The sequence below is a fragment of the Lujinxingia vulgaris genome (assembly GCF_007997015.1).
GTDB classification, from domain to species: domain Bacteria; phylum Myxococcota_A; class Bradymonadia; order Bradymonadales; family Bradymonadaceae; genus Lujinxingia; species Lujinxingia vulgaris.
Window position 1 is genome coordinate 331843 of the sequence record NZ_VOSM01000002.1, and the last position, 19227, is coordinate 351069.

14 protein-coding genes are annotated in these 19227 nt (G+C 64.3%); 8 read left to right on the plus strand and 6 right to left on the minus strand.

The features are described 5' to 3' along the window. Window positions 1-22: 22 nt before the first annotated feature. Window positions 23-838 carry a trehalose-phosphatase gene (otsB, locus tag FRC98_RS04975; protein WP_146980194.1) on the plus strand — a complete coding sequence of 272 codons (816 nt, stop codon included), beginning with the start codon at window positions 23-25 and terminating at the stop codon, window positions 836-838. Between the two features lie 10 nt (window positions 839-848). Here otsB and FRC98_RS04980 read toward each other — a convergent pair whose 3' ends face one another. Together FRC98_RS04980 and FRC98_RS04985 are read right to left on the minus strand one after the other, a co-directional pair. Beyond that, window positions 849-2006: a M20 family metallopeptidase gene (locus tag FRC98_RS04980; RefSeq protein ID WP_230467282.1), complete on the minus strand. Its 1158-nt coding sequence runs from the start codon at window positions 2004-2006 to the stop codon at window positions 849-851. Beyond that, window positions 1999-2658 carry a GNAT family N-acetyltransferase gene (locus FRC98_RS04985; RefSeq protein ID WP_230467283.1) on the minus strand — a complete coding sequence of 220 codons (660 nt, stop codon included), beginning with the start codon at window positions 2656-2658 and terminating at the stop codon, window positions 1999-2001. The genes FRC98_RS04980 and FRC98_RS04985 overlap by 8 nt, the downstream gene beginning before the upstream one ends. Before the next feature lie 211 nt (window positions 2659-2869). On the opposite strand from FRC98_RS04985, the gene FRC98_RS04990 reads away from it, so the two are divergent. After that, the gene (locus FRC98_RS04990) at window positions 2870-3979 is read left to right on the plus strand and encodes a 6-phosphofructokinase (protein ID WP_146980196.1); all 1110 of its coding nucleotides are present in this window, start codon (window positions 2870-2872) and stop codon (window positions 3977-3979) included. A 105-nt stretch (window positions 3980-4084) separates the two neighbouring features. Beyond that, the gene (locus FRC98_RS04995; RefSeq protein ID WP_230467284.1) at window positions 4085-5326 is read left to right on the plus strand and encodes a metallophosphoesterase; all 1242 of its coding nucleotides are present in this window, start codon (window positions 4085-4087) and stop codon (window positions 5324-5326) included. 18 nt (window positions 5327-5344) lie between these two features. Here the strand turns inward: FRC98_RS04995 and FRC98_RS05000 are convergent, their stop codons facing one another. The 4 genes from FRC98_RS05000 to FRC98_RS05015 form a co-directional block, all read right to left on the minus strand. Further along, window positions 5345-6193 (minus strand): Hsp33 family molecular chaperone HslO, encoded by an 849-nt coding sequence (locus FRC98_RS05000; protein WP_146980198.1) that lies wholly within the window; start codon window positions 6191-6193, stop codon window positions 5345-5347. A 218-nt stretch (window positions 6194-6411) separates the two neighbouring features. Next, window positions 6412-7599, minus strand: a complete 1188-nt coding sequence (locus tag FRC98_RS05005; RefSeq protein ID WP_146980199.1) for a lipid-transfer protein — start codon at window positions 7597-7599, stop codon at window positions 6412-6414. Beyond that, entirely contained in the window at window positions 7596-9230 is a 1635-nt protein-coding gene (locus FRC98_RS05010) for a 1-acyl-sn-glycerol-3-phosphate acyltransferase (protein WP_146980200.1), read from the minus strand. The genes FRC98_RS05005 and FRC98_RS05010 overlap by 4 nt, the downstream gene beginning before the upstream one ends. 46 nt (window positions 9231-9276) lie before the next feature. After that, complete coding sequence (locus tag FRC98_RS05015) at window positions 9277-10119, minus strand: hypothetical protein (RefSeq protein ID WP_146980201.1); 843 nt, start codon at window positions 10117-10119, stop codon at window positions 9277-9279. 289 nt (window positions 10120-10408) lie between these two features. On the opposite strand from FRC98_RS05015, the gene FRC98_RS05020 reads away from it, so the two are divergent. From FRC98_RS05020 to FRC98_RS05040, 5 genes are all read left to right on the plus strand, one after another. Beyond that, window positions 10409-11956: a hypothetical protein gene (locus tag FRC98_RS05020; RefSeq protein ID WP_146980202.1), complete on the plus strand. Its 1548-nt coding sequence runs from the start codon at window positions 10409-10411 to the stop codon at window positions 11954-11956. 438 nt (window positions 11957-12394) lie between these two features. Then, window positions 12395-14275, plus strand: a complete 1881-nt coding sequence (locus tag FRC98_RS21295) for a hypothetical protein (RefSeq protein ID WP_230467285.1) — start codon at window positions 12395-12397, stop codon at window positions 14273-14275. A gap of 403 nt (window positions 14276-14678) precedes the next feature. Continuing rightward, entirely contained in the window at window positions 14679-15746 is a 1068-nt protein-coding gene (locus FRC98_RS05030) for a hypothetical protein (protein WP_146980203.1), read from the plus strand. 115 nt (window positions 15747-15861) lie between these two features. Continuing rightward, window positions 15862-16800 carry a hypothetical protein gene (locus tag FRC98_RS05035; protein ID WP_146980204.1) on the plus strand — a complete coding sequence of 313 codons (939 nt, stop codon included), beginning with the start codon at window positions 15862-15864 and terminating at the stop codon, window positions 16798-16800. Window positions 16801-17037: 237 nt separating this feature from the next. Next, window positions 17038-19149 carry a hypothetical protein gene (locus FRC98_RS05040; protein ID WP_146980205.1) on the plus strand — a complete coding sequence of 704 codons (2112 nt, stop codon included), beginning with the start codon at window positions 17038-17040 and terminating at the stop codon, window positions 19147-19149. Window positions 19150-19227: the final 78 nt, after the last annotated feature.

Below are 19227 nucleotides of genomic sequence, written 5' to 3' on the forward strand. Positions count from 1 at the left end.
CGGTGACTGGCGAGGAGGGGAGATGAAGACGCTCGATGATGTGGTGCACGACGTCGCAAACGCGCTGGCAAAAGGCCAGCGCCTGCTGGCGATGCTCGACTTTGACGGGACGCTTGCGCCCATTGCGGCTCGACCGGAGCTTGCCGCGCCTGAGGTCGGGGCGGCGGAGGCGATCACGGCGCTTGTGAAGACCGGGGCCCAGGTGGTGATCGTCAGCGGGCGCGGCGCGGCCGATGTTCAGGCAAGGCTTGGCGTGGGTAATGTCAGCGTGGTGGGAAGTCACGGTCTGGAGTTGTGGTGGGCCAGCGGCGCGCGCGAGCTTGTAAAAGGGGCCGAGGAGGCCCGGGCGGCCATCGCGAAGGTGGAGGCGGCCTGGCGCGAGAGGTTCGGTGATGTTGCCGGCGTGGTCCTGGAGCAGAAGCCCTTTGGCGTGGCGTTGCATTACCGGCTGGTGGAGGAGGGGGCACAGACGCTGGCGGCGCGCGCCAGCGAGGCCGCGCTGCAGTTGGGGGGCGTGCGTCTGAAGTCGGGGAAATGCGTGGTGGAGGCGGTGCCGGCGTTGCGCTGGGACAAAGGGCGCGCGGCGCAGCTTGTGCTGCGACGCGCGCGGGCCACGGCGCCGGGCGAGGTGCACGCGCTTTATGTGGGCGATGACCTGACCGACGAAGATGCTTTTTTGGCGCTGGGCGCTGAGGGGAGCACGGTGCTTGTGGCCTCCGAAGATCGCGCGAGCGAAGCGAGCGCGCGGGTGCGCGACCCGGCTCAGGTGGTGCGCCTGATCTGGGAGCTCGCTGCCCTTTGCGACCAGAATCAGGGGAGGTTGGTGGGCCTCCCCTGACGAGGGCGCGTCAATGCTCGTGGATGCAGTGATGCACGATGAGGCTCAGGTAGAGCTCGGCGGCGCGGTGGACCTCGCTTAAGTGCACGTGCTCATCGCGGGTGTGCGCCACGCCCAGGTCGCCCGGACCGAGGATGAGCGGGGCGATGCCTGCCTCAAAGAAGCGGTTGCCGTCGGAGTGGGAGGGAAAAGGCCGGGGGGTAAAGGGCTGCTGCAGCGCCAGGAAGGCGCGCCGGGAGGTCTGCATCGGCGCGTCATCGGGGTTGAGGCTGTAGGCCGGGGCGAAGAAGAGCTCCTCGGAGCTCACGGTGCATTGAGGGTGGTCGGCGTTGGATGCCTCAATGGTGGTGGCCAGGGCCTCTCGGAGTGCGGCGGTGTCGACGCCGGCGGCCAGGTGAATATCGAGCGCGGCCTCGCAACGATCGGCGATGACAAAGAGGGAGTCGCCGCCGTGAACCTCGCGGGGGTTGATGCTCACGCGTGTGGCGGGCTCGGCGTCGCTGACCTGCTCGATGACGGCCAGGATGGTGCTGAGCATGGCGTGGATGGCGCTGGCGCCTACGTCGGGGCGGGCGGCGTGGGCGCGCCGTCCCTCGGCGATGAGACGAAGCTCCATGTAGCCGTAATGCTCCAATGAGGGGCGAAGCCCGGTGGGCTCGCCAATGATCGCCAGCGGGGCGTGCGAGCTCTCCAGAAGTTTTGCGGCGCCATCGCCGTACTCTTCCTCGCCGACGACCAGCGCCAGCAACAGGCCGCGCCGAAGGCGCGCTCCGGCGTCGACCAGGGCGCAGACCGCCTCGACCATCGCCGCACACCCCGACTTCATGTCGGCGCTTCCCAGCCCGTGGAGCACGTCGCCCTCCAGAGTGCTGCCCGGGGCGTCGTGCTCATCGCTGAAGTAAGGGACGGTGTCGAGATGGCCGACCAGCATCAGCTCCGGCGGCTGCGGCCCGAGCTCAATAAGGATGTTGGCGCGCCCCGGCGCCCCGGGTGAGGCGACCACCGGCTGAAGCCGGTAAGGCACCGAGGCCTCCTGCAAAGCCGCACAGACCCGCGACACCACCGCACTCTCGGCATAAGAGGGGCTGTAGATATCGACCATGTCGATGAGCAGGCGCTCGCAGCGCGCCCGGTCAAGGTGGGCCAGAAGATCGTGGAGCTCAGTCATCATGCTCATGAGGTTGGCCTGGGGAGGCGTCATCGCCCGGGCTTATGCCTCCGGGAGGCAGGTGCGCCGGGGCGGCGTCGGAGGGCGAGGGGTCGGAGGAGGGAGGATGCGCCAGGGAGCGTCGGCGGCGCACGTATTCGGGGTGCTGCGTGAGGTTTTTGGCCAGGTAGACGTGCTCGGTCTCATTGGTAAAACCCTGGCGCCGAAAGAAGTTCACCGCCGGCAGGTTATCGGACTCGGTATCCGCCAGCATGATGCGTGCGCCCCGGGCGATGAAGAGCTCGGTGAGGCGGTTGACCAGGCGCTTGCCCACGCCGCTGCGCGAGAGGTCGGGCTCGACGCCCAGCCACAGCAAGTAGCCATAGGTCCAGGCGCTGCGCCGCTTCTCGATGAGGGTGCCCAGGGCGAAGCCCACCACCTGGTCGTTGCATTCGGCCACCAGGCAGGTCTCGGTGTCGGTGCCGAAGATCTGAATCAGCTCAAACTCATCCCAGGTGCGGTAGAGGTTGGGCCAGCGATCGGCGGTGAAGATGCGCTCGCCAAGGGCGAAGACCGCAGCGAGGTCTTCGAGCTCCATTTCGCGGATGGTGATCGGGGCGTTGGTGCGTAGCTGGCGAGGGTTGCGTCGACTGCCCGAGGGCATGTCGTCCATACAGGTCTCCTGGGGGGGGCGGGGTCACGTTAAGGCCGCCGCGAAATGCGCGGGCGGCGTTGGGACGTTGGTGAATCGGGACAATAGGCACCCCGAAGCCCGGGAGAAGTGGCGCAACGCGCTTGATGAAACCTCTTCTCGCACGCATCTTGAAGCTGAGACGAGCGGGCGAAGCCCCTTCCTAAATTTCGAAGTCAGACAAGGAGACACGATGCGCATTGGAGTCCTGACCGGCGGCGGCGACTGCCCCGGCCTTAACGCAGTGATTCGAGCGGTGACCAAGAGCCTCTTGCTCAAGTGCGACGCCACGGTGATCGGTTTCGAAGAGGGGTTTCTGGGGATGATCGAGGGGCGCAGCCGCGAGCTCGATCTGAAGGCTCTCAAGGGCATCCTGGCGCGTGGTGGCACCATCCTGGGCACGCATAATAAGGCCAACCCCTTCAATCATTACCTGGCCGACGGGGCCGATGTCAGCGACCAGCTCGTGGAGAATTACCACCGCCTGAAGCTCGACGGGGTGGTGGTCATCGGCGGCGACGGCACCATGAGCATCGCGCACCGCTTAAGCGAGAAGGGCGTCAAATGTGTGGGCGTGCCCAAGACCATCGACAACGACCTGATGCACACCGATCGCACCTTCGGGTTTGATACGGCGGTGGCGGTGGCCACCGAGGCCGTTGACCGGCTGCAGACCACTGGCGAGAGCCACAGCCGGGTGATGATTCTCGAGACGATGGGGCGCTACGCCGGCTGGCTCGCTCTGCACAGCGGGCTTGCGGGCGGGGCAGACGTGATCCTGATTCCGGAGCTTCCTTTTGATGTCGAAGAGATCGCCCGGGTGTGTCAGCAGCGCAAGAAACGCCAGCGCTTCACCATGATTGTGGTGGCCGAGGGCGCGACGCTGCTCGACGGCAAGCAGGTGGTGCGCGAGCATATCGACGATAGCCCCGATCCCCTGCGCCTGGGCGGCATCGGCAACCTTCTGGCCGAGAAGCTCAAGCCCCTGGTCGACAGTGAGATTCGCACCACGACGCTGGGGCATATCCAGCGCGGAGGCACGCCGACGGCCTTTGATCGGGTGCTCTCTACGGCGTTCGGGGCGCACGCCGCGGCGCTGGTCGCCGGCGGGCGCTGGGGACGCATGGTCGCGCTGCAAAACGGGCAGATGACCAGCGTGGAGATCGCCGAGGTCGCCGACCAGACGCGTCTTGTGCCGGTGGATTCGCTGCTGGTGCATGCGGCGGCGGCGGTGGGAACCTCCTTTGGCCGCGCAGACTTCGAGGTCGACTTAAGTCGCATGCCCGAGAATCGCGTGATCTGAGCTGGCCGCCGGTTCGTCGGGGGCTAAAGTCTGTGGACCAACGCGCCGGGTGAGCGCCCGGTGCGTTGCTCTGTCTTTTCGACGATGTACCTCCGAGGACAAACGATGGTGTCGATGATCGTGTTCGGGCTCTTTTTTACCGGCCTGTGGTTTGGGGCTCATTACTACCTCTGGCGCAGGCTTCGAGGGCCATTGCACCCGGAGAGTCGCTGGCGCGGTGTGGTCACCTGGGCTGTGGTCGGGCATATCGTGCTGGTGACAGCGACGATGTCGATGCGCTCGATGCCCCGGGTGGAGCCGATCTACACGATCGCGCAGTGGACGAGTTATGTGGCGATGGGGTTTTTCTCGCTCCTGCTCATCCTGATGATTTTCAAAGATGTGGCCGAGTGGCTTACGCGCCGTCTGGGGGCCTTTCGAAAGACGGAATCGACCGAAGTATCGGGGCCGGCGGCGCTGCCGGCCGATCCGTCGCGGCGGCTCTTTATGAGCAGCAGCCTCAACGCCGCGGTCGTCGGCGGGGCGGCGGTGGCGTCGAAGTGGGGCATGTACGAGGCGTTGCGCCTGCCCGATGTGGTTGAGGTCGGGGTGCCCTTTGAGGGCCTGCCCGCCTCTCTGGAGGGGTTTCGGATCGTGCAGATCTCCGATGTGCACGTTGGGCCCACCGTGCGGCGCGGGCATGTGCAGGCCATCGTCGATCGGGTTCGCGAGCTTCAACCCGACGCCATCGTCATCACCGGCGACCTCATCGAGGGCATGGTCGATCGCATCTGGAAGGATGTGGAGCCGATCTTCGATCTTCGCGCGCCCCACGGGGTCTTCTACTGCACCGGTAACCACGAGTATTACTGGGACGCCCCGGGCTGGTGCAAAGCTCTCGAAGAGCAGGGGATTGTGGTGCTCAATAACGCCCACGCCCTTATTGAGCATCAGGGCGGGCGCGTGTTGATGGCCGGCTGCACCGACTTCTCGGCCTCACGTCACGATCCCGATGCTGTCTCTGATCCGCAGGGCGCCCGCGAGGGGGCGCCGGAGCATGACGTCAGCGTGCTGCTGGCTCACCAGCCCAAGAGCATCCATCAGGCCGCGGCGGCGGGCTACGATCTGCAGCTCTCCGGGCACACCCACGGCGGGCAGATGTGGCCGTGGAACCTGATCATCGGCTGGTTTCACCCCTATGCTGTCGGGCTGGCGCGCGAGGCCAGGACCTGGATCTACGTCAGCCGTGGCACCTGCTATTGGGGGCCGCCGATGCGCATCGGGGCGCCGGCGGAGATCACGCAGATCGAACTTCTGGCCGGAGCCCCCGACCGCGCCTACCGACGTCGGCGGCGCGATCGGGGCTAAGGCTTCCCGCGTCTGGCATCAACCCAGGGTGGCCGGGTCGATGCTGTAGGTGACGTTGCAGTAGTCGCAGCCGATCTCGATGGGCTCGTTGCTGGCAGCGAGCTCCGCACGCTCCGCCGGGCTTAAGGTGGCCAGGGCGCCCAGGATGCGCTCTTCGCTGCAGTTGCAGCCGAAGCGAAAGAGGTCTTCGCCGAGGATGCGGTAGGGCACCTCCTCAAAGACCGCTTTGAGTATGCCTTCATTCTCGAAGCTGCCGACCTCAAAGACCTTCTGAGTGCCGGTCTGCTCCAGGCGCTCGGTGACCGCGGCCAGCGTGTCGACGTGGGCGTCGGGCAAAAGCTGTACGAGAAATCCTCCGGCGTAGGTCAGCTGGCCCTGATCGTCGAAGAGGGTGCGCAGGCCGACCACCGAGTGGATCTGCTCGCTCTGCTTGAGGTAGCCGGCGATGGACTCACCCAGGCCGTAACCCTCCAGGGTCTCGACGATGCCCTGGTGGAGTTTGCCGGTGTAGGTGTCGCGGTGCACGCTGAGCAGGGTTTTGGGGCCGAGCGAGATGGTGTTGTCGCGCTCCTGCTGAATCAGCGCGCGGGTCACTCCGTCGGGGTGGCTGTCGGCGACGATGGAGCCGTGTTCAGGGTGTTTCAGCACTGTCTGCAGGCGGTAGTCCGGGCTCATGGCCAGGCGCAGCAGCACGGTGGCGGTGGCCAGCTCGGCCAGCCGCGGCGCGATCTCCGAGCCGGCCTGCTGGGCCTCGAGAACGCCGCGGGCGGTGGTGGTAGCGTTGATGGCGATGACGCGAAACGAGCCGTCTTCGCTCATCGCGCGCAGGCCCTGATCGTCAGGACTTTGGGGGGATAGGGTGCTCATGGCTGCAGCTTTCCGTAACGGGTCGATGTGGGGGAGTCTGACGCTCCGAAGGGAGGGAAACACCGAAGGTCGATGACTATTTCCCAGAGGTGGTTTCGGCCGGGGGAGACGCGCCGGCGCCCCTCCCGGGGAGGGGCGCGTGGAGGCGATGCTTATACCGTTGCCAGCCCCTAAGGTGTTGAACAGGCTGGCTTTTTGGTCACGCTATAAAAGCGGTGTTAGTTTCGGCGATAGAGGGTGACGACGGCCGCGCCGCCCAGCCCAAGGTTGTGCTGGAGCGCAATCTCGGCGCCCTCAACCTGGCGCTGGTCGGCCTGGCCGCGCAGCTGCCAGGTCAGCTCGGCGCATTGCGCAAGGCCGGTGGCCCCCAGGGGGTGGCCCTTGGAGATGAGCCCGCCCGAGGGGTTGACGACCCACTTGCCACCGTAGGTGACATCACCCGCGTCGATGAGCTGGCCGGCCTTGCCTTCCTCGCAGAGCCCGAGCGCCTCATAGGTGATGAGCTCGTTGGTGGAGAAGCAGTCGTGAAGCTCGATCACGTCGACATCCGCGATGCTCAGGCCGCTCTCGGCAAAGACCTGAGCTGCCGCGAGTTTGCTCATCTGGAAGCCCACCAGGTCGATGGCGCTCTTGCCAAAGGAGGCCGGGGTGTCGGTGGTCATGCTCATCGCGGCGATCTCGATGGCCTGATCTTCCAGGCCCAGCTCGCGCACCTTCTCCTCGCTCATCAGCACCGCGGCGGCCGCCCCGTCGGAGGTCGGGCAGCACTGCAGCATGGTCAGCGGGTGGTGCACCGGTCGCGACTCCAGGATGGCCTCCAGGCTGTACTCGTCCTGGAACTGGGAGCGGGGGTTTTTGGTGGAGTGGAGGTGGTTCTTATGGGCGATTTTTGCAAAATGCTCCACGGTCGTGCCGTAGCGCTCCATATGCTCCAGGCCGGCGTTGCCGAAGATCTGGGGGGCGGGCGGCGCTTTGGCAAAGCCGCGCTGGGAGGCCATCGTCTCAAAATGGCGGCCGAGCGGGTTGGCCCGGTCGTCCTGGCCGTCGGTCTTGAGCGAGCCGCGTTGCATCTTCTCAAAGCCCAGGGCCAGCGCGCAGTCGAGGATGCCCCCGGCGATGAGCTGGCGGGCCATAAAGAGGGCGGTGGAGCCGGTGGAGCAGTTGTTGTTGACGTTGTAGATCGGCACCCCGGTCAGCCCCAGCTCGTAGGCGGCGCGCTGTCCGCTGGTGGAGTCGCCGTAGACGTAGCCGCAGAAGACTTGCTCAATGGCCTGATAGTCCACGCCGGCGTCTTCCAGCGCCTGGGTGCCGGCCTCACGCACCATATCGGGGTAGTCCCACTCGCGGCGGCCGGGCTTCTCGAAGTTGGTCATACCGACGCCGACGACATAGACTTTGCGAGTCATTCTTGCTCCTGAAGTTGGGGGGATGAATCGTGGGTGAGCCCGGCGCTGGCGTGTGCCTTGGAGGCCGGGGTTGGCGTTTTCATCGCGGTCTGAGGCGCTTCACCAGGAGGGCTCGCCAGGTCGGGTTGCCAGGGCAGCGCGTAGGCGGAGTCCTCATCGAAGAGGTGCCCGAAGCGGGCGATGAGGTAGTCGATTTTGACGTTCTCGAAGGTCTCAATGAGGCGCGCGCGCTCGCGGCCCAACGTCTCCAGCAGGTTTTTCTGGGTGCGAAAAAGCGTACGCGAGAGGATGCGGTCGCGGTAGACGAGGATCTTGCGCCACCAGGTTAAAAAGAAAAAGGCCGTCATCGGCAGGCTGCTGACAAAGAGCACCATCGCCCAGATCGGCGGCCGCAGGTTGCTCCAGAGATACCAGCCCAGAAAGAGGTACCAGAGCGGAAAGGCAAAAAAGCTGTTGATCAGCGCGATGAAGGCGCGTTTGGCCTCTTCGGGCTGGTGAGACACGATGGCGCGCACCAGCAGATAGGGCACCAGGTTTGTGATCATCCCGTAGATCGCCAGCGGCCCAAACCCCAGCGCGTACGCGGTGAGTTTGATGGCTTCTCGTCGGCTGCTCAAGTTCTCGGGGCTATGCTCATGGACGATGTCGTGGCGCAGGCGCACCTGTTTTAAGTGGTCTTTGTAGCGGCGGATGTCCATACGCACCCGGGCGACCATCGCCGGGTTTCGCTGCTCGTAGAAGTCGACCGCGTCGGCGATGGCCTGCTCGATGGTGAAGCGATCATCGAGGTCGGGGCGAGGACCGTCGGCGGCGCGCGCCCGATCGAAGAGCTTGTGGGTGAGCGGGCGCAGGTCGACGTCGTAGGCCCCCATAAACTCCGAGAGGAGCTCGTTTCCGTAGATGCGGTGGATGTCCATCACGAGCTGGCGGTTGCGCTCGTCGTGCACGTGGGTGGCCACGTCGCGCAGGCGTTGCAAAATAAGCTGCGTGAGTTCGTAGACGGCCTGACGGGGATCCTGGCGGTGGAGGTCGGCAAAATCTCGCACATCGATGGGCTTGCCGTAGCGAATTAAGACGCTGGAGAGGAAGCGGTCGCGGTCGGCGAAGTTCAGCCCCACCGGCTGGATCTGAACGCCCAGGCGGTAGTCGTTGCGGGCTTCGGCTTCCAGGGCCAGGCGGGCGGTGCCGGTTTTGATCTCGCGGACCTGGCGGTCGGGGGAGTTGGCGCCCTCGGGGAACATGCCGACGCAGCCTCCGGCCTCCAGCAATTCAAAAGCGCGGTAGAAGCTGTTCTGGTTGCGTGCCGGCTGCCCACCCAGCTCGCTGGCGCGGTAGATGGGGATGACGCCCACCCCGTTGAGTACCGCGCGCACCACCGGATGTTTGAAGATGCCGCTGCGCGCCATGTAGTTGATACGAAAGGGCGACTCGGTGGCCAGGAGCACCGTGTCCATGATGGAGTTGGGGTGGTTGGCCGCCAGGATCATCGGCTGGTTCTGAGGGATATTCTCCTGGCCGACGACCTGGATGTCGTAGAAGTAGAGGCGCACCGAACCCTGCGCCAGAAAGCGCACCCCGCGATAGAAGTAGGGCATGGCCGTGGCATGCTTATAAAGATCGGCGTCAGCCACAACGAGGTCCTGAAGATCAGAAAGAGGGTGCGTCTGTGGTCGGCGCTCAGGTGCCCTGAGATTCGGCACGCTGCGCGACGTGGTAGGCGTCGGCGATCGACCACATCGAGACGACCCAGCCCATCCAGAAGAGCCATAACATCATGCTGGTCGCGAACATCAGCCCGCCCTTAAGGGGCTCGCCGTTGTAGACCTGTCCCAGGCCGGTGAAAAGGAAGCTGAGCAGGCCGGCGACGAAGGGGCGGCGGTCGGGGCGTACGTGCTGCTGGGGGAGGTTGTCGCGAAAGGGGACAAGCTCCTGGCGGCGCGTATCGACCGGGGCGGCGAAGGGCGAGCCGGCATAAGGCGATGGCCGTGCCGAGGCCACCGAAGTTGGCTGGCTGCGCGGGGATGCGGGGGGCGCATATCCCGGGGGGGAGCGACGAATCGGGCCCACCGAGCCGTCGGTACCGTCGGGCGACGAGGTCTGGGGCGCCGGGGCGGAGCTCCAGCGCTGCGGGTTACCGTAGGCGGCCGAAGGGCCGGGCGTATGCGCCGCGTAGCGCGCGTCCGGGAGAGCGTCGTACGAGGCATCTTCGCCAGACGCATAGGACGCGTAGGGCGAAGGCGTTGATTGCGGATGGGCGGGCTGCGAGGCGGCGTCCTGGTGGTACGCGGGGGCGGGTGCCGGAGCGGGCTCAGGGGGCAGTGTGCCCGGGGGCAGGCGGTAGCCGAAGTCGTGATCGCCGCTGAAGTCGAGCGCCAGCAGATCGTGGGTGACCATCTCGTCGAGCAGCGCCTCGGCCTCACGCACCGGCACGCCCATGCGGTAGGCGAGGTGCGCCGGCGAGAGGGTGGTGACGCCTTCTTCGAAAAAGATGCCGAGAACGGCCTGGTGACGGCTGGACATGGTGGGGAGTGCTCCTCGGTAGGGGGCAATGGGCCGGGCCGGCCCGCGCGCAGGGCAACAATGCGCAGGCCCGGCGCTGCATTCCCAATGCTCGACGCCATGCTAACGCGCGGGGGCAAATCTTGTAAATGTTCGCCCGTTGTGATCGGGCGGGTTGCTGGGCGGGGGGCGATGGTTACGTTTAGTTGCGTCTGCGGGAGGTATCGGCAGGACAGACACGAGCAGGCGCTGTGCGAGAGGGGACGTCCGCAGCGCTAAGGCAAGACCTGACAACAGCAAGGGGGGATGCATGTCGAGATTCACACCGTGGTGGTGTGCGCTGGTGTTGTGTGGGGCGCTGGTAGGTTGTGATGAGGTTGGTGAGCGAGAGCGCGGGGTTCCCGGCGAGGGCGCCGGCCAGGGGCAGACGGGGCTGAGCATGTTGCTCGCCGTGCAGGGCCCCTCCGATGTGCGGGCGATGCGTTATGAGGTGCGGCGCTGCGGCGAGTCGGAGGCGGTGTTGGAGGAGCTCCGCCTTCTTGAGGACTTGCAGCTTCCCGGGGAGATTCCCGAGTTTGTGGATTCGCCGCTCGACGAGGACTCCGAGCATCAGTTCGCGGACTACTTCGCGGTCCTGGAGGCGGGCTGTTACGACGTGACGATCACACCGATGCGGGGGCGCAACACCCCCTCGGAGAAGTGTTCGCCGGCGAGCGCGGAAGATGTGGAGGTGGATGAGGGGGCGACCACCGAGATCCTCATCATCAGCCAGTGCGAGGGCGAGGAGACCGGCGCGCTCGATGTGATCGCGACTTTGAATCATCCCCCGGAGATCAAAAAGCTGACCTACCACCCGGGTAAGTTCATGACCTGCCCGGCGACGTTGAAGTTGTGCGCGACGGTGCGCGACCCCGACCAGGATCCGGTGCGTCTGACCTGGAAGCAGCTCAGCGGTCCAGAGGTTGAAAGCGGCCCGGAGGTCATTCATCGCTACACCTACCACGGTAAGACCGTGGAGTGCGTGCGCTATGAGCTCGATGACGTCTCGGCCAACTACTACTTCGGCGTGAAGGTTCAGGACCTTTTCCACCTGGACGACGAGCTGGTGACCGCCGAGGAGTGGTATGCCGAGATGGGCTACGGGCAGGTGCGCTCGCGCGCCACGCTGAAGTTCCCGGCCTACGTGAGCTGCCCGTCTGAGCCGGACGCCGGTGATGATGTGGGCACCGATGTGGGCGGGGAGTTTGACGCCGGTGATGATGTGGGCACCGATGTGGGCGGGGAGTTTGATGCGGGTGACGATACCGGCGGTGAGCCCGATGTGGGTGAACCCGACGTTGGCGAGCCTGATGTGGGTGAACCCGATGTTGGCGAGCCTGATGTTGGCGAGCCCGGGGAGGTCTGCCCGCGCACCCGCGGCTACTGGCAGAATCACAACCGCTTTCTGACCGGCAACCAGTACTACCCCTGGCCGATTGATGAAGATACGCCCCTGTGCGGGGAGACCTGGCTCGACATCCTCGGGCAGCAGCCGATGGGAGACGCCTGGTACATCCTGGCGCCTCAATTCATCGCCGCCAGCCTCAATGTCGCCGATGGCGCCTTTGCTCCGCCGGCGGTCATTGCCGCGCTGGCGCAGGCCGAGACGCTTCTGGCGCAGTGTACGCAGATTCCGCCGGCCAGCGCCGACGGTGCCGTCGCGACTGCCCTGGGCGCCATCCTGGATGCGTTCAACCGTGGGCTGCTCACCGAGTGCGAAGGTGACGACGATGACGACGATGACGACGATAACGACGATGATGACGACGATGACGACGATGACGACGATGACGACGATGACGATGATGACGATGACTGAGTTTAAGCCGCGGCAACAATGCTGAACGTTGTGCGATTGTGAGGATCGAAAGGAGCGCCCCCTTTTCAGGGGGCGTTTTTCGTTCTTGTGCGGCGCGGCGATAGCGTTGTCATGGGCCGGGGGGGGGGATTCTGTGATTAGTGAGAATTGTTTGGTCTAGCCAGGGTGCTGATTACATTAGGTACTCGAACGCGCGAAGTTGCCACATGACTGCTGGTGTAGAGCCGATCGCGCTGTATTCGTTCCCTGATTCCTCGCGAGGATGCTGGATCATCGCCAACGCACAGGATGTGCGGCGCATGATCGTTTGTCGCAACACGTAGTCGCAGAGATCACGAACGCGCGTGGGGCGCGTGGGTCTCGGGCTTCCTTGCAGAGGGCCCACCTGAAGATGGTGTGTCCGCTGCCTGTCCATCGCGTCGTATGAGGAGGTAGAGGATGAGAGGAACGATCAGGTTGGCCTTGAGTCTGGCCTGCGCGGGAGCGCTGGCTGGCTGTGGCATGGAGAGCCTTGACCCGCCGGCGCCCGATCCGTCGGGAGGCGGCGGTGAGACCGGCCTGGCGCTGACGGTAGACCTCAGTGAGGTCGAGTCGGTGGCCGGGGTGCGCTTTATCGTCGAGACATGTGAAGGGGAGGAGGTTGTCGTTGATGAGCGAACGCTCGATGAACTCGACTTTCCCGATGACGAGGCCTTTGACGATCTGGAGGTCGCCGATCAGCAGGGGGTGATCTTTGCGGATTACTTCGTGGTGCTCGAAGAGGGCTGCTACGACGTGGAGATCGTGCCCATTGATGAAGATGGCGAGGAGGTCGAGCTCTGTGAGCCCTCCCTGGCTTCCGGGGTGGAGGTGCGTGCCGGAGAGACCACCGAGATTGCGATGGTCAGCCAGTGCGGCGGCGACAACTTCGGCGCGATGGACGTGCTCGGCGTGCTCAACTTCTCGCCGACGCTCACACGCCTCGACTTTGATCCGTCGAAGTTGGTGGAGTGTGAAGCGTTGACCATCTGCGCTACCGCCGTGGACAGCGACGCTGACGACATTGAGTTTGAGTGGGAGCAGCGCTCCGGTCCGACACCGCGTGAGGGCCTGGAGGTGAGCTCGACCAGCGATCCCAACGCCGATGGCGAGGTGGTGGAGTGTGTCACTCTGACCCCCGGAAACACCGCGGCCTACGCCTTTGAGGTGCGCGCCTACGACGTGATCGTCGATGGCGATGGGGAGCGCGTGCGCGTGGAGACTTTGCTTCGGGAAAATGACGATACGGCTCGCTCCCACGCCCGCCTGAGCTTCCCGGTCTACTCGACCTGCGAGGAGCCCCCGGCCGACGATGAAGGCGTGCTCGGTGAGATTGAAGACGAGCCGGCCGACGATCATCAAAAGGATAAGGAGCGCCCGGACGAGGACGTCTTAGGTGAGGTGGAAGATGAGCCGACCGACGATCATCAGAAGGATAAGGAGCGCCCGGACGAGGACGTCTTAGGTGAGGTCGAAGAGCCGGAAGAGGAGCATAAGAAGAAAGACCACCGGGACGAGGAAGAGGAAGATGTCTTAGGTGAGGTCGAAGAGCCGGAAGAGGAGCATAAGAAGAAAGACCACCGGGACGAGGAAGAGGAAGACGTCTTAGGTGAGGTCGAAGAGCCGGAAGAAGAGGAGCATAAGAAGAAAGACCACCGGGACGAGGAAGAGGAAGAGGTCTTAGGCGAGGTCGAAGAGCCGGAAGAAGAGGAGCATAAGAAGAAAGACCACCGAGACGAAGAAGAGGAAGAGGTCTTAGGTGAGGTCGAAGAGCCGGAAGAGGAAGAGCATAAGAAGAAGGACCACCGGGACGAAGAAGAAGAAGACGTCTTAGGTGAGGTCGAAGAGCCGGAAGAGGAGCATAAGAAGAAAGACCACCGGGACGAGGAAGACGTCCTGGGTGAAGTGGAGCAGTGCACGCGCGCCATTCAGTACTGGCGGGACCACAACCGCTATGAGGGCGATCCGGATCGTCAGGTTTCCTGGCCCATCAATGAAGACACCGAGTTGCACGGGATGACCTGGCTGGAGCTTGTGGAGGAGCGCGTTCCGAAGTCGCGGGCCTGGGCGTTTATGGCGCAGCAGTACATTGTCGCGCGCCTGAACGAGGCCTCCGGCGCGCCGGTGCCGGCGGAAGTGGCGGCGGTGATGGCCGAGGCGGAGACCCTGCTGGGGGTTGAAGATCCCTCGGAGATTGACCGGGTGCGCGCCAAAGACCTGATGTTTGTGATGCGCTCGTACAACGGAGGCCATATCGGCCCGGGAGCCTGCAGTGATGATGGTGGCGGGTCGGCCAGCTAAGGTCTTGCCACCGCGCTAAAAGTGCGGAGCAGGGCATCGACGCCCCCGACGGTACGTGGCTACCGCCGGGGGCGTTTTCGTTTGGAGTGACAGGCATATCGGCCGGGTGGGCGCACGGTTGGGGGACGTAGTAAAAACGGATCGGAATTCACAGAATTCATCAAAATATTCAAAATGGGATTGCTCCCGGAGTTCTGAGGATTACGTTTTATCTATGACCCGATGAGGTAGGGGGAAGAGGTTGAGGCGGTACTGCCGACGGGTCAGGTGCCGGCATCCGACGAGGTTGATGTCGGGCCCATGAGTCTGGACTGAGCGGGGAGGGGCGGAAACAGTGGAGAGCGGCGAACGCCGACGCTGGCGCCCGGTCCCGGGAACTCGATTTCAGAGAGGGGGAGACGCGATGAACATTCATCGACATAGATGGGGGCTGGTGTTTGCCGCCGGATGTATGGCCAGCTGTGGGGTGCTTCAGGAGCCGGGCCCGGGTGGGGAGCGCGGAGGGGCGTCGATGGAGCTGACCGTGGATATCACGGGCGGTAGCGACGTCTCGGGCTTTCTCTTTGAGATTGAGCGCTGCGGAGGCGGTGGGGATCGCATTGAGGCGCGACGCGACCTGGAGGATTTGCGCATCCCGGGGATGATCCCGACGCTGGAGGACAACCCGCTGGATCGGGGCTCGGCGCATCTTTTTTCGGACTTTTTTACGGTGGCCGATCCGGGCTGTTACGACATTCGCGTGCAGCCTTTGCAGGCCAACGGTGAGCCTTCGACGCAGTGTTATGAGGGGCGGGCGAGCTCGGTGCAGGTTCGGGAAGGGCAGACCACCGAGGTGCTGATCATGAGTCAGTGTGATGCTGACCATACAGGCACACTCGATGTGATCGCGGCGCTGAACCAGCCTCCGGTGATCGTGTCGATGGAGTACAGTCCCTCGAAGTTCGTCTTTGAGTGTGAAGAGGTTGAGGTGTGTGTGACGGCACGCGACGTCAACGCCGATCCGATGAGCTTTGAGTTTGCGCAGGTCGGCGGCCAGGAGCCCTTTATGGGGCCGGAGCTGGTGAGCGTGGAGCAGGATGGCGAGCTTGCGCGGGCGTGTATGAAGGCCGCACCGCTGTGGAACGGCACCTACGAGTTCCGGGTGCGGGTCTACGACATGGTGCATGAGGGCGGGGAGCTTGTGCGAATGGAGGATTTTGTCGGGCGGCCCTCCCATGCCGAGATGGTCTTCCCGGTGCATACCAACTGGGACATTGAGCTTGAGTGCTACGATGAGGCCACCGGCGAGTTCCACCTGTTGCCGGGGGTGCGCGAGATTCAGCGGGCACCGGGGTGCAACCCGATCTGGCCGGCGCAGTTCTTCTGCAGCCCTTATAAGTGGGACGATGTGGAGCGGACCTGCCCCGGCGGCGAGTTCCAGCCGCAGGAGGTCTACCCGGCCTGTGATGAGGTCTTACCGGCGGGAAATTAAACGCCGTGGACGATAAGGAGCCGTCTTTCTAAGGCTCTTGTAACACCAGTACCTCGGCCTGGCCGTGGGGGTCGGGCCGAGGGTTGAACCAACCCGAAACACGAGGGGAATGCATATGAAGCGTCACGGATGGGTGTGGCTTGCGGCGGGGCTGTTTGTAATGAGCGGGTGTGGTGTGGATCTGGTGGAGGATGGACCCTCGGACTCGGGTGAAGTGAGCTCGTCGGGGATCGCGCTCTCCTTTGACTACTCGGGGGATTCCGACGTTAAGAAGATCAAGTACATCATCAAAACCTGCCACGGACGGCCGGTGCTTGAGGAGGTGCGCAGCCTGGAAGATCTGGAGCTTCCGGGGATGATCCCGGAGTTTATGGACTCGCCGCTTGATGGTGACTCCAGCCACCTCTTCGCCGATATGTTCACGGTGCTTGAGGAGGGGTGCTACCACGTCAAGATCGTGCCCCTGAACAAGTACGGCAAGAAGTCGCGAGACTGCGACGAAGCCTACATGAACTACGTCAAGGTCAAGGAGGGGCGCACCACCGAGGTGATGTTGATCAGCCAGTGTGATGCCACCGAGGAGAACGGCGCGCTCGACGTGATCGGCGTGCTCAACCACCCGCCGGTGATTCGCGCGGTGAAGTTCGATAAGTTCAACACCGAGTGCGATGAGGTGAAGGTCTGCGTGGTGGCTTACGATCCGGACGGTGACCCGCTGAAGTTCCGCCTTGAGCAGAAGAGCGGTCCGCCCCTTCTGAGCCAGCCCCGCAAGGTCGGTTACGACAACGACAACGGCGGCCCGGTGACCATCTCCGGCCATGAGTTCAACGGCGGCGGTAACGGCAACGGTCTGGGCGACTACCAGTGCTTCAAACTTCGCCTGGGTGAGCGTGGCGACTACGAGTTCAAGGCCAGCGTCTACGACATGATGTGGGACGGCGACGACATGGTCCCCTTCGGCTACGACTCCAAGGCTTCGCTGACCTTCCCCATCTACGCCGGTGAAGGCGAGGACGGCTGCTGCCCGGTCAACGGTGCGCCCAACGGGCTCTAATCCTCACTGAGGTTGTTGACGCTCCTTGAGCCAGGTGTTCTTAGGAGTGTCAGCAGCGAGCCAACAAAGCCGGGTCCATCGGGGCCCGGCTTTGTTGCGTTGTGCGCGCGGGCTGTACACCCTGCGGCCGGCTCGCCATAGTGGCGGGGTATGTCTTATGCGGCGACGTCGATGCTGCCCCCCCGGGGTGGCGCTGGCGAGCGATGGTTCGAAGCGATCCGATGCAGGAGTGAAGCGATGGCAGTGTGCAGGTGGACGAAGTTGGCCCGGTATGCGGCGATGCTGGGGATGGTGATGGTGGCGGGCTGCTCCGATGAGCCCGATGATGCCACGACCGATGCGGGAGCGGATGCCGACACTCAGGTCGACGGGGGTGACGCAGGCCCGGAGATTGTCGGGCGTCAGATGCGATTTGAGGTCGCGTCGGAGTCGTATTTCGATCTTCCGATCCCCAGCGATGTGCGCAGCATCGACGGGTTTGAGGGCGTCTATACCAGCTGGCCCGGCGCCGAAGGCATCGACATTCTGGAGAAGTGGTTCACCGCCGCAGACACTCGCCTGGAGGGCTGGGGACTGCTCGGGGGCATCTTTGCGCATTTTGACGGCGCGCTGGATCCCACGACGGTGATTGCGGATGAAGAAGCCTCATTGAACTTCGAGGAGGGGGCGCCCTCGATCTTTCTGGTGGATGTGGACCCGGCGAGCTCGGAGCAGGGGCGCGTGCTGCCGATTGCGTGTGAGTATCGCGCGGAGGCGGGCACCTACCATGAGGCGCATATGGTGGGGTGTCTCTCGCCATTTGGCGTGGTGCGACGGCCCAACACGCGCTACGCGCTGGTGTTTAGCGATGCGCTCAAAGATGAGGCCGGCGACGCGATTGTACGCTCCGCCGACCTTGAACGCCTGTTGCAGGGCGAGGACGTGGGCCCGGTCGATGGCGAGCCTTACAGCCAGGCGCTGGAGGTCCTTGAGGATCTGGGCGTGGAGGCCGACGCGGTGCGGGGAATGACGCTTTTTACGACCCATGATCCCACGGTTCGGCTGCGCAAAATCAATGACTGGTTCAACGCACTCGACGAGCCGCAGGTCAACGCGGACCCGGGTTTTGAGCTCGTGGAGGTGTTTGACGAGTATGTGCTCCTGCGCGCGACCTACGACGTGCCCACGGTGCAGACGGGCAACCGGCCTTACTCCAATCCGCCCTCCGGCTCGCTGGCGTTGGATGAGAATGGGGAGCTGACCCGGGTCGATACGCAGACGATTCGTTTCTTTGTGACCGTGCCGCGCCAGGCGATGCCCGAGGGAGGGTTTCCGGTGCTGATGTATATGCACGGCTCCGGGGGACGGGCCGAAGAGCTCTTTGAGCGCGGGCCGAAGCCCGACGAAGACACCGACGCTCCGCCCGGGAGTGGGCCGGCCGGGGTGGTGGCGCCTTATGGCGTCGCCGGTTTTGCGGCGGACTTTAACCTTCACGGCACGCGTCACACCTCGCCGGATACCACCGGGCTTCTGCTCTACAACCTGATCGGCAACCCGGGCGCGGCGGTGGATAACTTCAATGTGGCAGCCAGTGAAGTAACGCTGCACGCGCGGCTTTTGCAGCAGATGACCATCGATCCGGCGATCGCGCCGGAGTACCTGGACGCGGGTGATGCGCCGGATGGGCTAATTCGTTTTGCGGGCGATCGCATCTCGGCGATGGGGCAGTCGATGGGTTCGACCATCGGGCTTCCGGCGTTGACGGTTGATCGCAACATCGCCGCCGGCGTCTTCTCGGGCTCGGGCGGGGTGCTCATTGAGGTTGCGCTGAAGTCGGTCAAGCCGGTCAACGTCGGCGATGCGCTGCGGGTGGCGATTCGCATGAACCCGCATGAGGAGCTCAATCGCTTCGATCCGATCTTAAGCGCAGTGCAGCATGTCTGGGACCTTGTGGATCCGGTGGCCCACGGGCGGCACCTGCTGGAAGAGCCGCACCCGGGGGTGCCGGCCAAGCAGGCGCTGCAGCATTCGGGGCTTGATGACGGGTACTTCAGCCCGGGCTCGCGTGCGGCCTTCTCGGCGGCGATGGGCGGCGAGCTTGTGGAGCCTCTGCTCGAAGAAGAAGCGCTGGAATGGATGCGTTGGGTGGGGCGCGACCAGGTGCTGGAGCTGCCCGCGGGAGGTAACCGCGACGGTGTGACTGCGGTGGTGACGCAGTACGAGCCGGAGGTGCTCGACGGGCATAATGTGGCGTATCAGGTGGCTGAGGCGCAGGCGCAGTACGGCTGCTTTGTGTCGCGCGTGCAGGCCGCTGAGCCCACGGAGTTGCGCAGCGTGGAGGCCTCGTCGGTGGAGGCGTGTGAACCTTGAGCGGTGAGGAAATCACCTGCTGGCGCTGAATAAAAAACGCCCCCCGATGCGCTCGGGGGGCGTTTTTTCGTTCAAGCG

Bases quoted from the DNA above. Each gene is read 5' to 3' on its own strand.
- FRC98_RS05040 (WP_146980205.1), top strand. From the start codon at position 17,038: ATGGCAGTGTGCAGGTGGACGAAGTTGGCCCGGTATGCGGCGATGCTG.
- FRC98_RS05005 (WP_146980199.1), bottom strand. From the start codon at position 7,599: ATGACTCGCAAAGTCTATGTCGTCGGCGTCGGTATGACCAACTTCGAG.
- FRC98_RS04995 (WP_230467284.1), top strand. From the start codon at position 4,085: ATGGTGTCGATGATCGTGTTCGGGCTCTTTTTTACCGGCCTGTGGTTT.
- FRC98_RS04985 (WP_230467283.1), bottom strand. From the start codon at position 2,658: ATGGACGACATGCCCTCGGGCAGTCGACGCAACCCTCGCCAGCTACGC.
- FRC98_RS05020 (WP_146980202.1), top strand. From the start codon at position 10,409: ATGTCGAGATTCACACCGTGGTGGTGTGCGCTGGTGTTGTGTGGGGCG.
- otsB (WP_146980194.1), top strand. From the start codon at position 23: ATGAAGACGCTCGATGATGTGGTGCACGACGTCGCAAACGCGCTGGCA.
- FRC98_RS04980 (WP_230467282.1), bottom strand. From the start codon at position 2,006: ATGACTGAGCTCCACGATCTTCTGGCCCACCTTGACCGGGCGCGCTGC.
- FRC98_RS05035 (WP_146980204.1), top strand. From the start codon at position 15,862: ATGAAGCGTCACGGATGGGTGTGGCTTGCGGCGGGGCTGTTTGTAATG.
- FRC98_RS04990 (WP_146980196.1), top strand. From the start codon at position 2,870: ATGCGCATTGGAGTCCTGACCGGCGGCGGCGACTGCCCCGGCCTTAAC.
- FRC98_RS05015 (WP_146980201.1), bottom strand. From the start codon at position 10,119: ATGTCCAGCCGTCACCAGGCCGTTCTCGGCATCTTTTTCGAAGAAGGC.
- FRC98_RS05030 (WP_146980203.1), top strand. From the start codon at position 14,679: ATGAACATTCATCGACATAGATGGGGGCTGGTGTTTGCCGCCGGATGT.
- FRC98_RS21295 (WP_230467285.1), top strand. From the start codon at position 12,395: ATGAGAGGAACGATCAGGTTGGCCTTGAGTCTGGCCTGCGCGGGAGCG.
- FRC98_RS05000 (WP_146980198.1), bottom strand. From the start codon at position 6,193: ATGAGCACCCTATCCCCCCAAAGTCCTGACGATCAGGGCCTGCGCGCG.